The sequence below is a fragment of the Streptomyces sp. NPDC006476 genome, assembly GCF_040612015.1.
Taxonomy (GTDB): domain Bacteria; phylum Actinomycetota; class Actinomycetes; order Streptomycetales; family Streptomycetaceae; genus Streptomyces; species Streptomyces griseorubiginosus_B.
Genome location: NZ_JBEXPK010000025.1, coordinates 132,724 through 144,695 on the forward strand (window position 1 = coordinate 132,724; position 11,972 = coordinate 144,695).

Below are 11,972 nucleotides of genomic sequence, written 5' to 3' on the forward strand. Positions count from 1 at the left end.
CCGCATCCCGGGCTGTCCGCTGGTCTGGACGGCCCACGTAGGGTGCCAGTCATGGGAGATCTTGAGATACGGGCCGCGACGGCCGCCGATGTGCCGGCGATCGTAGCGATGCTCGCCGACGACCCCCTCGGCGCCCAGCGCGAGACTCCGCAGGACCTCGCCCCCTATCTGACCGCATGGGAGCGCCTGGCGGCGGACCCGAACCAGCACCTGGTCGTCGCCCTTCGCGAGTGCCGGGTGATCGGCACGCTTCAGCTCACGATCATTCCCGGCCTGTCACGCCGGGGTTCCATCCGGTCGATCATCGAAGCCGTCCGTGTCCATGCCGATGAACGAGGCAGTGGCCTGGGAACGCAGCTCATCGAGTGGGCGATCGACGAATCCCGGCGCCAGGGCTGCCAGTTGGTCCAGCTGACCTCCGACAGGACTCGGCCCGACGCTCACCGCTTCTACGAGCGGCTCGGCTTCACCGCCTCACATGTGGGCTTCAAGCTCCAGCTCTGAACCAGGCGGGCCTCAGCTCCGGCTGAGCGAAGGATCGGTAAGCGTCCTGTTTCACGTGAAACAGGACGCCCGCGGATGCTTCGGTGCTCAACCGATCCCCCGCCACCCGTCGGGGTCCACCCCACCCGGCACAGGAGCCTCCTCGTCGTACGGCTGACGCGTGAACACGAACGACCCGAGGTCCAGATGGCTCACGGTCCCGTCGGGCCGTCGTACGGCCCTCAGGAGCTCTCCGGCGTAGTAGCCCTCAAGTCCGGTCCAGGTGCCGTCACCGTTCGCCCGGAACCGCGAACGGCGGCCCGAGCCGGACAACGGCTCCAGCGCCACACTCCCGTCGGACGTGAGTCGCAGCGCGAACGCATACGTCCCCCAGTACCAGGGCCCGACCAACTCCAGTACGCCTGCGTCGACTTCGGGCAGAGGACGCCACGGCTCCGGGATGCGCGGCTCGGCCTCGGCGACGATACGCACGAGATCGGCGCCGACAGTGGACAGCGGCGGACCGGAGGTGCAGTTGGCCAGCACCACCGACGCGACATCGTCGTCGATGCTGACGGTCAGGTTCGCGAGAAAGCCGGGCAGTGAACCGGAGTGCCCGATGAGCAGCCGGCCGTGCCGGTGCTGGATCTGCAGCCCGAGCCCGCACGAGGTTCCGTCAGCCACGTCCGCCGCCTCCATAGGCGCCGCGGGTGTCCGCATCTCCCGCACCGTCTCGGCGCTCAGGACCCGCTCGTCCCCCTGCGCCAGGAACACAGCGAACCGTGCCAAGTCGGCTGTGGTTGACCAGAGTTGGCCCGCTGGGGCCATCCGTCCGAGGTTCTCGCCGGGTTCGGGCAACAGGACGTCCGCCCAGGGGTGCACCGCCCAGCCACCCGCGTGGGGTGCCCGCGGGTAGGCGCTTGTGCCGTCGAGGCCCAAGGGCTCGAGCACTTCACGCCGCAGTACCTCCTCCCAGGGGGCTCCACGCAGCTTCTCGATGAGCGCGCCGAGCACGGTGTAGCCCGGGTTGGAGTAGTGGAAGCGGCGACCGACCGGATGCAGCTGGGGCTGCTCGCCCAGGACGTCGGCGAGTTCGGGGCGCAGCGATCCCGGGGTGCGCTCCCACCACGGACCCGGCGACTCGGCCGCCAGTCCGCCGGTGTGGGCGAGGAGGTCGGCGATGGTGGCCTCCCCCGCGCCCGTGCCCGGCAGGTGCTTCTCCAGGGGGTCTCCCAGATCGAGGAGCCCCTCGTCGCGCAGCCGCAGCACCAGGACAGCCGTGAACGTCTTGGTGATCGAGCCGATGCGGTACTGCACGTTCTCGTCCGGGCCGTGTCCGTCCACCGAGGTCCGCGCCCCGTGCCACACCGTCCGCCCGCCCCGGACGACCGCAGCGACCAGCGACGGCGCACGCCCTTCGGTCTGGGCCACGGCGATGCGGTGCAGCAGGGCCCGACGGGTAGCGGGAAGCAGCTCTTCCTGAGAAGTCGTCATGCCCCCAGTCCATCCCGGGGGACACTCGGCCGTCGAGTTCATTTGCCCGGGAGGTCCGGGCGGGCGGATCAGGTCTGCGCCATGTCCACGAAGCGCGAGTAGTGGCCCTGGAAGGCGACCGTGATCGTCGCCGTCGGGCCGTTACGGTGCTTGGCCACGATCAGGTCGGCCTCGCCCGCGCGCGGCGACTCCTTCTCGTAGGCGTCCTCGCGGTGCAGCAGGATGACCATGTCGGCGTCCTGCTCGATGGAGCCGGACTCACGCAGGTCGGAGACCATCGGCTTCTTGTCGGTGCGCTGCTCGGGACCACGGTTGAGCTGGGACAACGCGATCACCGGGATCTCCAGCTCCTTGGCGAGCAGCTTGAGGTTACGGGACATGTCCGACACCTCTTGCTGACGGTTCTCGGCGCGCTTGGAGCCGCCCGACTGCATCAGCTGGAGGTAGTCGATGACGACCAGGCGGATGTCGTTGCGCTGCTTGAGGCGGCGGCACTTGGCACGGATCTCCATCATCGACAGGTTCGGGGAGTCGTCGATGAACAGCGGTGCGGCGGAGACATCGGGCATCCGGCGGGCCAGGCGCGTCCAGTCCTCGTCGGTCATCGTGCCGGAGCGCATGTGGTGCAGGGCGACCCGGGCCTCTGCGGAGAGCAGACGCATCGCGATCTCGTTGCGCCCCATCTCGAGGGAGAAGATGACGCTCGGCAGGTTGTGCTTGATGGAGGCGGCCCGGGCGAAGTCCAGGGCGAGTGTGGACTTACCCATGGCGGGACGCGCGGCGATGACGATCATCTGTCCGGGATGCAGGCCGTTGGTGAGCGAGTCGAAATCGGTGAACCCCGTGGGCACACCCGTCATCTCGCCGCTGCGGGAGCCGATCGCCTCGATCTCGTCGAGCGCGCCCTCCATGATGTCGCCGAGCGGCAGATAGTCCTCGCTGGTGCGCTGCTCGGTGACCGCGTAGATCTCGGCCTGGGCCCGGTTGACGATCTCGTCGACGTCGTCGTCGGCCGCGTATCCCATCTGGGTGATCCGCGTCCCGGCCTCGACCAGCCGGCGCAACACGGCGCGCTCGTGGACGATCTCCGCGTAGTACTCGGCGTTGGCCGCTGTCGGCACCGTCTGGACGAGGGTGTGGAGATACGAGGCGCCGCCGACCTTGTTGATCTCACCGCGCTTGGTGAGCTCCGCGGCGATCGTGATGGGGTCGGCGGGCTCGCCCTTGGCGTAGACGTCGAGGATGGCCTGGAAGATCGTCTCGTGGGCCGGCTTGTAGAAGTCGTGTCCCTTGAGGATCTCGACGACGTCGGCGATGGCGTCCTTGGACAGGAGCATGCCGCCGAGAACGGACTGCTCGGCGTCGAGGTCCTGCGGCGGCACGCGCTCGAAGGACGTTCCCCCGCCGTCCCACGAGCCGCTGTCGCGGCCTCGGTCGTGCTGCTCGTCACGGCCCCGGCCTCCGTCGCCACGTCGGCGGGAGGCGGGCAGACGATCGCTGGGCCCGCTGTCGGCCCACGGATCGTCCAAGGGCTCGGAAATGCTCACCGAGCCACCTCCTCCCGTCCGCGGAGCGGACCTAGCCATGCCCTAAGTTCTACGGCACGGCACTGACAAATGAGTGGCCCAACTCCGGTTGTGGCGCGTCGGGTTTGTGAGGGTTTCCCAGCCGACGAACGGAGCGGGCGCCGGACCACCGTAGGCCCGCGGGCACCGTCAGCCAATCTGGTTATCCACAGGCCATGTGGACGACGGCCCGGATGCTGTGGAGAACTCCGCAAAACCTGTGCACGACGCGGTGGACAGGCCTGTGAACAAGCTCTGCCGCCTTCCGGGAAGCGCCTTCTGACCTGCACCTTTCCCGTCCACCGGCTGTGCAGAAGAAAAACTTCCCCAGTCAGACCAAGATCGCTTCGAACTGCGCGCGAAAGAGTGCATGACGAACCGAGAGGTAAGGGTCACAAAAGCTTTACATCACTTACCTGTGGACGATTAGATTGATGCTCATGACACAGGCTCCCGCGCCCCCCAAGGCCACCAGGCGACAGCACGACCGAGAGATCGTCGCACTGGCCGTGCCGGCTTTCGGCGCACTCGTCGCCGAGCCCCTGTTCGTCATGGCCGACAGCGCGATCGTCGGCCATCTGGGCACCGCCCAACTCGCCGGACTCGGCGTCGCCTCGGCCCTGCTGACGACAGCGGTCAGCGTCTTCGTCTTTCTCGCCTACGCCACCACGGCAGCCGTGGCCCGGCGCGTCGGCGCCGGCGACCTCCAGGCCGCCATACGGCAGGGCATGGACGGAATCTGGCTCGCTCTACTTCTGGGTGCCGCCGTCATCGCGGCCGTGCTGCCCACCGCGCCGGCCGTGGTGAACCTCTTCGGCGCCTCCGACACGGCCGCCCCGTACGCCTCCACTTATCTGCGCATCTCGGCCCTCGGCATCCCGGCCATGCTCGTCGTCCTGGCCGCGACCGGTGTGCTGCGCGGCCTGCAGAACACGAAGACTCCTCTTTATGTCGCCGTCGCGGGCTTCGTCGCCAACGCCGCCCTCAACGCGGGCCTCGTCTACGGCGCCGACCTCGGCATCGCGGGCTCCGCCTGGGGAACCGTCATCGCGCAGTGCGGCATGGCGGCGGTCTACCTCACGGTGGTCGTCCGCGGCGCCCGCCGACACGGCGCCTCCTTGCGCCCCGACCTGGGCGGAATCAGGGCCTCGGCCCAAGCCGGCGTGCCGTTGCTGGTCCGAACCCTTTCCCTGCGGGCCATCCTGATGATCGCCACCGCGGTCGCCGCCCGGCTCGGCGACGCGGACATCGCGGCCCACCAGATCATCCTCTCCCTGTGGAGCCTCCTGGCCTTCGCCCTCGACGCGATCGCCATTGCGGGACAGGCCATCATCGGCCGCTACCTCGGCGCCGAGGACGCCCCGGGAGCCCGTCAGGCGTGTCGGCGCATGGTGGAGTGGGGCATCGCGGTGGGCATCGTCCTCGGAGCGTTGGTCGTGATCGCACGACCGGTGTTCCTGCCGCTGTTCACTAACGACCCTGTCGTCAGGGACGCCGCTCTGCCGGCTCTGGTGATCGTCGCCCTCTCACAACCGATCTGCGGGATCGTCTTCGTCCTGGACGGTGTGCTGATGGGCGCGGGAGACGGCCCCTATCTGGCGGGAGCGATGCTGGTCACCCTTGCGGTCTTCGCCCCGGTGGCTCTCCTCGTGCCCACGCTGGGCGGCGGGCTGACAGCCCTGTGGGCAGCGATGACGTTGATGATGGCCGTACGCATGCTGACCCTGTGGCTTCGTGCTCGCTCGGGACGTTGGCTGGTGACCGGCGCGACCCGTTGAGCACCCAGTCAGGCTCACTGTTTGCCCGTTTCACGTGAAACACCGCGAGCCCTGGCTCAGCGATCGCGACATCGCTTGAACACGAAGAGGGGCCGCCCGACCGGGGCGGCCCCTCTCTCAGCTACTCAAGCCGAGCGCGGCGTCAGGCCGCGACGACCTCGATGTTGACCTTGGCGGCAACCTCGGGGTGCAGACGCACGGACGTCTCGTGGGCGCCCAGCGTCTTGATCGGCGCGCCCAGCTCGATGCGGCGCTTGTCGACCTCGGGGCCACCGGAAGCCTTGATCGCGGAAGCGATGTCGGCCGGGGTGACGGAACCGAAGAGACGACCGGCGTCGCCGGAGCGAACGGCCAGACGGACCTTGACACCCTCGAGCTGGGCCTTCACCTGGTTGGCCTGCTCGATGGTCTGGATCTCGTGGATCTTGCGAGCACGACGGATCTGCTCGACGTCCTTCTCGCCACCCTTGGTCCAGCGGATAGCGAACTTCCGCGGGATCAGGTAGTTGCGAGCGTAACCGTCCTTGACGTCGACGACGTCGCCCGCGGCACCGAGGCCGGAGACCTCGTGGGTGAGGATGATCTTCATGTGTCGGTCACCCTTCCCTTATCGCGCGGTGGAGGTGTAGGGCAGCAGCGCCATCTCACGGCTGTTCTTCACGGCCGTGGCGACGTCACGCTGGTGCTGCGTGCAGTTGCCGGTCACGCGGCGGGCACGGATCTTGCCGCGGTCGGAAATGAACTTCCGCAGCATGTTCGTGTCCTTGTAGTCCACGTACGTGACCTTGTCCTTGCAGAAAGCGCAGACCTTCTTCTTCGGCTTGCGCACAGGCGGCTTCGCCATGGTGTTTCTCCTGTGTGATCAAGAAGTTTGGGTACGACCCGCCCTCCGGCCCGAGGCCTAGAAGGGGGGCTCGTCCGAGTAGCCGCCACCGCCGCCGCCGGAGTTTCCACCCCAGCCGCCACCGCCGCCCTGGTTGCCACCGGCGGGAGCGCCGGTCGCCCACGGGTCGTCGGCGGGAGCGCCGCCGCCCTGCTGGCCGCCACCGGGGCCGCCGCCCCAGCCGCCGCCACCCTGGCCGCCACCGCCGCCGTAACCGCCCTGGCCCTGCCCACCGCGGCCGGCGGTCTTGGTGACCTTGGCCGTGGCATTGCGCAGGCTGGCGCCGACTTCCTCGACGTCCAGTTCGTAGACCGTGCGCTTGACGCCCTCACGGTCCTCGTAGGACCGCTGCTTCAGCCGGCCCTGCACGATGACGCGCATGCCTCGCTGGAGCGACTCGGCGACGTTCTCCGCCGCCTGACGCCAGACCGAGCAGGTCAGGAACAGGCTCTCGCCGTCCTTCCACTCGTTCGTCTGACGGTCGAAGGTGCGGGGGGTGGACGCGACACGGAACTTCGCGACCGCCGCACCGGAAGGGGTGAAGCGCAGCTCGGGGTCATCGACAAGGTTGCCGACGACCGTGATGACGGTCTCGCCTGCCATGGGGGAACCTCTCGGCGGGTTTGCTGCTGGCTGCTTGTGCTGCTACTCGAATCCCGGGATCCGACTGAGCGGGAGAGCTCAGTGGGTCTCGGGACGGAGGACCTTGGTCCGGAGGACCGACTCGTTCAGGTTCATCTGGCGGTCGAGCTCCTTGACGACCGCAGGCTCGGCCTGCAGGTCGATGACCGAGTAGATGCCCTCGGGCTTCTTCTTGATCTCGTACGAGAGACGACGACGGCCCCAGGTGTCGACCTTCTCGACCTTGCCGTTGCCCTCACGGACGACGGAGAGGAAGTTCTCGATCAGGGGGGCGACAGCGCGCTCCTCCAGATCGGGGTCGAGGATGACCATCACCTCGTAGTGACGCATGTGGAACCCACCTCCTTTGGACTCAGCGGCCACGGTCGTTCCGTGGCAGGAGGGTTGTGATGCGTACGCAACGGTATCGGCCGCCACTGACAATCGGGGGTGACCTCGCGGTTTACCCGAGCTGGCCTGGGCAGACACCAATGCAGACGGTACAGACTACCCGCACACCGGCTTCCGGTTGAAATCCGGCCCCGGCGACCGTCAGTCTGTACACATCGGGTGTGTATGGCGCTACGATGCGCCGCCTTTCGCAGGAGGTGCCCCATGGCACAGGCATTGCGACCCAACACCGCCGGAGGCCTTTTCGCCACGGACGGCAAGCCTCACCCGCTCCAGGACACGCTGCTCGCGGTGACCCTGGTGCTCGGCGTGATCGCGTTCGTGACCGGTTTCTTCCACAACCTGCACCTGCTCAGCTCCTGGACCGGCCTGGTGGGCATCCTCACCGGCGCCTACGGACAGTGGATCTCGGAGACGACCCGCGAGCGCTTCGGCCTGATCCTGGGCCTCGGCGCCTCCGGAGTCGGCTTCTTCCTGGGCATGGCGCACGGCGGCCTCTTCGGCGGGGTCATCTGACGCCAGGGACACCGTTCTCCCAACTCGATACAAAGCACCGCGGAACGCCTCGGCGGCCCATGAGCCGGGGCGCGGGTACCGTACGCCCAGCCGGGGCGCTCGCAAGGCGCAGTAGGCTTCGGCGCGAGAGCCGGAGCCCCTGTACCCATGGGGACACACCAGCCCGAGGAGCGCCCCGAATGAGCCTGACCCTGAGGACGATCAGTCGCGAGCAGCATCTGGCGTACATCCAGAGCCTGCCGTCGGCGAGCCACATGCAGGTCCCGGCCTGGGCGGACGTCAAGGCGGAGTGGCGCTCCGAGAGCCTCGGCTGGTTCGACGAGCGGACCGGTGAACTCGTCGGCGCGGGCCTCGTCCTCTACCGCCAGCTGCCCAAGATCAAGCGCTATCTCGCCTATCTGCCCGAGGGACCGGTCATCAACTGGTTCGCGCCAAATCTGACCGAGTGGCTGGAACCGATGCTGGCGCACCTCAAGCACCAGGGCGCCTTCTCGGTGAAGATGGGTCCGCCGGTGATCATCCGGCGCTGGGACGCGAACTCCATCAAGCAGGGCATCCAGAACCCGGACGTGAAGCGGCTGCGCGACATCGAGGCCGATTTCATCGAGCCGCGTGCCTTCGAGGTGGCGGACAAGCTGCGCCGCATGGGCTGGCAGCAGGGCGAGGACGGCGGCGCCGGCTTCGGTGACGTGCAGCCGCGCTACGTCTTCCAGGTGCCGCTGGCCAACCGCTCCCTGGAAGAGGTCCACAAGAACTTCAACCAGCTGTGGCGCCGCAACATCAAGAAGGCCGAGAAGGCCGGCGTCGAGGTCGTCCAGGGCGGCTACCACGATCTCGAGGAATGGCAGCGGCTGTACGAGATCACCGCCGTGCGCGACCACTTCCGGCCCCGCCCGCTGTCGTACTTCCAGCGCATGTGGACGGCCCTCAACACCGAGGACCCCAACCGCATGCGGTTGTACTTCGCCCGCCACAACGGCGTGAACCTCTCGGCCGCGACCATGCTGATCGTCGGCGGCCACGTCTGGTACTCCTACGGTGCCTCCGACAACATCGGCCGTGAGGTCCGGCCCTCGAACGCGATGCAGTGGCGGATGCTGCGCGACGCCTACGCGCTCGGCGCGACCGTCTACGACCTGCGGGGCATCTCCGACTCGCTGGACGAGACCGACCACCTCTTCGGCCTCATCCAGTTCAAGGTCGGCACGGGCGGCCAGGCGGCCGAGTACCTCGGTGAGTGGGACTTCCCGCTCAACAAGCTGCTCCACAAGGCGCTCGACATCTACATGTCGCGTCGCTGACGTCGCGTTCTTCGCTTCAATAGCTCCCATACCTCTGATACACCGCAGCGACCAGAAAGGTTCCAGGTCCGGCCATGGCGCTCACGCTCTACGTCGACACCGCGCGCTGGCGGGCGCACCACAAGCACGTGCAGGAGCAGTTCCCGGGTCTCGTCCCGGTCTGCAAGGGCAACGGCTACGGGTTTGGGCACGAGCGGCTGGCGGAGGAGGCCACGCGGCTGGGGTCGGACGTCCTCGCCGTGGGCACCACGTACGAGGCCGCGCGCATCAAGGACTTCTTCGGTGGTGACCTGCTGGTGCTGACGCCGTACCGGCGTGGCGAGGAGCCCGTGCCGCTGCCGGACCGGGTCATCCGCTCGGTGTCGTCCATCGACGGCGTGTACGGCCTCGTGGGCGCCCGGGTGGTGATCGAGGTGATGTCCTCGATGAAGCGCCACGGCATCAGCGCCCAGGACCTCCCCCAGCTGCACGCCGCCATAGAGAACGTGCGCCTCGAAGGCTTCGCCATCCACCTGCCGCTGGACCGCACGGACGGCTCGGACGCCGTCGAGGAGGTCATCGGCTGGATGGACCAGCTGCGCGCGGCCCGGCTGCCGCTGCACACGATGTTCGTCAGCCACCTCAAGGCCGAGGAACTCCACCGTCTGCAGCAGCAGTTCCCGCAGACCCGCTTCCGCGCCCGTATCGGTACCCGGCTGTGGCTGGGCGACCACGAGGCCACCGAGTACCGCGGAGCGGTCCTGGACGTCACGCGCGTGGCCAAGGGGGACCGTTTCGGCTACCGCCAGCAGAAGGCGGCCTCGGACGGCTTCCTGGTGGTCGTGGCGGGCGGTACGTCGCACGGGGTGGGCCTGGAGGCCCCGAAGGCGCTGCACGGCGTCATGCCGCGCGCCAAGGGCGTCGCCCGGGCCGGTCTCGCCACGGTGAACCGGAACCTTTCGCCGTTCGTGTGGGGCGGCAAACAGCGGTGGTTCGCGGAGCCGCCGCACATGCAGGTCTCCATTCTCTTCGTCCCGTCGGACGCGCCCGAGCCCAAAGTCGGCGAGGAGTTGGTGGCCCATCTGCGGCACACCACCACGCAGTTCGACCGCATCGTCGATCGCTGAGCCACAGGCCGGAGCAGCCGAAAGGCCGTACACGAGCACTCCGTGTACGGCCTTTGGCATGGCCCTTCTGCGCCCCGTTCGCTCAGAGCGAACCGCCCCTAGGGGGTGTGGCGTCATGACTGCCCCACTCCACCTGCGGCCCGTCGAAGTGGGTCGCGTGCTGTTGGTGATGAGCGGCGGCTCCCAGGGCGAAGACGTCCTCCGCCCCGTCGAGTACGCCCCCTGAGGGGTCGTCGTCACCCGACCGGCGTACCGGGTCCCGTTCCGGCATGAGGATGTCGCGCACGACGACGGCGCACAGGAAGAGCGTCCCCAGGATGTGGACGGCGATCGCCCACTGGTAACCGACCTCGGGCAGTCCCTTGTGGGCGTCCCCACTGGTCGTGTACGCGAGGTACATCCAGATCCCGAGGTAGTACACGACCTCGCACGCCTGCCAGATCAGGAAGTCCCGCCACTTGGGCCGGGCCAGCACCGCCAGCGGGACGAGCCACAGGACGTATTGCGGCGAGTAGACCTTGTTGGTGACGATGAAGACCGCGACGATCAGGAATGCCAGCTGAGCGAAGCGCGGGCGGCGGGGAGCGGTCATCGTGAGCACCGCGATGCCGATGCAGCCGAGCACCACCAGTGACGTGGCCAGGTTGTTGACCGTGTCGGTGGAGAGCGGGTTGGTCGAGTGCTGGGCCATGATCAGCCAGAAGGACCCGAAGTCGACGCCGCGGTCATGGCTGAACTTGTAGAACTGCACCCAGCCGTCCCAGGCGAAGAACATCACGGGGAGGTTCACCACAAGCCAGGAGACGACCGCGGCTCCCAGGGCTTTTCCGAAGTCCTTCCATTTGCCGGCACGCCAGCACAGCAGAAACAGCGGCCCCAGCAGGAACACGGGATAGAGCTTGGCGGCCGTGGCAAGGCCCAGGAGGACGCCGAAGGCGACGGGGCGGCTCCGGGACCACATCAGCATCGCCGCGGCCGTCAGAGCGACCGCCAGGAGGTCCCAGTTGATGGTCGCGGTCAGCGCGAAGGCGGGCGCCAGAGCGACCAGCAGACCGTCCCAGGGGCGGCGCGTATGGGTGCGGGCCACGCAGACCACGATGACCGCCGCGCACACCATGAGCATCCCGGCGTTGACCATCCAGTACCACTGTTCCTGGTCCTGGATGCTGCCGCTGCCGGGCGTGAGCCAGGCGGCCACCTCCATGAACACACCGGTCAGCACCGGGTATTCGAGGTACGGCATGTCGCCGGGAAGCTTGTCGAAGTACGGCACGAGCCCGTCGGCGAATCCGCGTCCCTGATAGAGATGCGGGATGTCCGAGTAACAGGCCTTCGTGTACTGGGAGCTGGCGCCGAAGAACCAGGCGCTGTCGTAGCAGGGCGCCTTCTGGATCATTCCGAGGGCGAACATTCCGATCGCGACGAGCGCGACGACCCGGACGGGGGTCCACCAGGACGTTCCGAGCAGGGCGCGCCGCCCGAGGGGGCCGCCGATCAGCTCGCTGCCGGTCGTGGCGACCTTGTCCTCCTTGGTCGGCCGCACCAGGTCCGCTCCGTGCACGCTCGCTTGCGTCGATTCTGCGCTGGGCATGTCGCACATCCTGCCGTACATGTCTGGGAATACGCCGAGGGCCGCCCCACCCTCTCAGGTGCGGCGGCCCTTGTTTCACGTGAAACATGTACATGTTTCACGTGAAACACCCGTGCTGGGCGTTTTGACGGCTAGCTGTACTGACCCGTGAGGTTGGGGACGCGGCTGGCGGGTGGTTGCCCTTTCAGTGCGGTGTGTCCGCGGTGGTGATTGTAGGTGTGCA

Annotated in this window: 12 protein-coding genes; 5 read left to right on the forward strand and 7 right to left on the reverse strand. The window is 67.9% G+C overall.

Translation table 11 applies throughout. From position 1 onward, the window contains the following. Positions 1-51 precede the first annotated feature (51 nt). On the forward strand, positions 52-504 hold the full coding sequence (locus ABZZ74_RS27495; protein WP_356769284.1) for a GNAT family N-acetyltransferase: 453 nt from the start codon (positions 52-54) through the stop codon (positions 502-504). Positions 505-591: 87 nt separating this feature from the next. On the opposite strand, the gene ABZZ74_RS27500 is transcribed toward ABZZ74_RS27495, so the two are convergent. Together ABZZ74_RS27500 and dnaB are read right to left on the reverse strand one after the other, a co-directional pair. Beyond that, a complete protein-coding gene (locus tag ABZZ74_RS27500) occupies positions 592-1,977 on the reverse strand; it encodes a serine hydrolase domain-containing protein (RefSeq protein ID WP_356769286.1) in 1,386 nt (461 codons plus the stop codon). 68 nt (positions 1,978-2,045) lie between these two features. Beyond that, entirely contained in the window at positions 2,046-3,524 is a 1,479-nt protein-coding gene (gene dnaB, locus ABZZ74_RS27505; RefSeq protein WP_356769288.1) for a replicative DNA helicase, read from the reverse strand. Positions 3,525-3,976: 452 nt separating this feature from the next. Here dnaB and ABZZ74_RS27510 point away from each other — a divergent pair, with 452 nt between their 5' ends. After that, positions 3,977-5,320, forward strand: a complete 1,344-nt coding sequence (locus tag ABZZ74_RS27510) for an MATE family efflux transporter (RefSeq protein ID WP_356769290.1) — start codon at positions 3,977-3,979, stop codon at positions 5,318-5,320. A 142-nt stretch (positions 5,321-5,462) separates the two neighbouring features. Here the strand turns inward: ABZZ74_RS27510 and rplI are convergent, their stop codons facing one another. The 4 genes from rplI to rpsF form a co-directional block, all read right to left on the reverse strand. Next, positions 5,463-5,909, reverse strand: a complete 447-nt coding sequence (gene rplI / locus ABZZ74_RS27515) for a 50S ribosomal protein L9 (protein ID WP_030938854.1) — start codon at positions 5,907-5,909, stop codon at positions 5,463-5,465. Positions 5,910-5,927: 18 nt separating this feature from the next. Next, positions 5,928-6,164, reverse strand: a complete 237-nt coding sequence (rpsR, locus tag ABZZ74_RS27520) for a 30S ribosomal protein S18 (protein WP_003949403.1) — start codon at positions 6,162-6,164, stop codon at positions 5,928-5,930. Between the two features lie 57 nt (positions 6,165-6,221). Beyond that, positions 6,222-6,806, reverse strand: coding sequence for a single-stranded DNA-binding protein (locus ABZZ74_RS27525; RefSeq protein ID WP_356769292.1), 585 nt, complete (start codon positions 6,804-6,806; stop codon positions 6,222-6,224). 78 nt (positions 6,807-6,884) lie between these two features. Next, positions 6,885-7,175 (reverse strand): 30S ribosomal protein S6, encoded by a 291-nt coding sequence (gene rpsF, locus ABZZ74_RS27530; RefSeq protein ID WP_005482942.1) that lies wholly within the window; start codon positions 7,173-7,175, stop codon positions 6,885-6,887. A gap of 264 nt (positions 7,176-7,439) precedes the next feature. On the opposite strand from rpsF, the gene ABZZ74_RS27535 reads away from it, so the two are divergent. The 3 genes from ABZZ74_RS27535 to ABZZ74_RS27545 all read left to right on the forward strand — a co-directional run bounded on the left by ABZZ74_RS27535 (position 7,440) and on the right by ABZZ74_RS27545 (position 10,158). Next, positions 7,440-7,751, forward strand: coding sequence for a hypothetical protein (locus ABZZ74_RS27535; protein ID WP_356769294.1), 312 nt, complete (start codon positions 7,440-7,442; stop codon positions 7,749-7,751). Positions 7,752-7,930: 179 nt separating this feature from the next. Further along, positions 7,931-9,052 carry a peptidoglycan bridge formation glycyltransferase FemX gene (femX, locus tag ABZZ74_RS27540; protein ID WP_133048339.1) on the forward strand — a complete coding sequence of 374 codons (1,122 nt, stop codon included), beginning with the start codon at positions 7,931-7,933 and terminating at the stop codon, positions 9,050-9,052. A gap of 74 nt (positions 9,053-9,126) precedes the next feature. Beyond that, the gene (locus tag ABZZ74_RS27545) at positions 9,127-10,158 is read left to right on the forward strand and encodes an alanine racemase (RefSeq protein ID WP_208780357.1); all 1,032 of its coding nucleotides are present in this window, start codon (positions 9,127-9,129) and stop codon (positions 10,156-10,158) included. Positions 10,159-10,240: 82 nt separating this feature from the next. On the opposite strand, the gene ABZZ74_RS27550 is transcribed toward ABZZ74_RS27545, so the two are convergent. Beyond that, a complete protein-coding gene (locus ABZZ74_RS27550; RefSeq protein WP_356769296.1) occupies positions 10,241-11,749 on the reverse strand; it encodes a glycosyltransferase 87 family protein in 1,509 nt (502 codons plus the stop codon). Positions 11,750-11,972 lie beyond the last annotated feature (223 nt).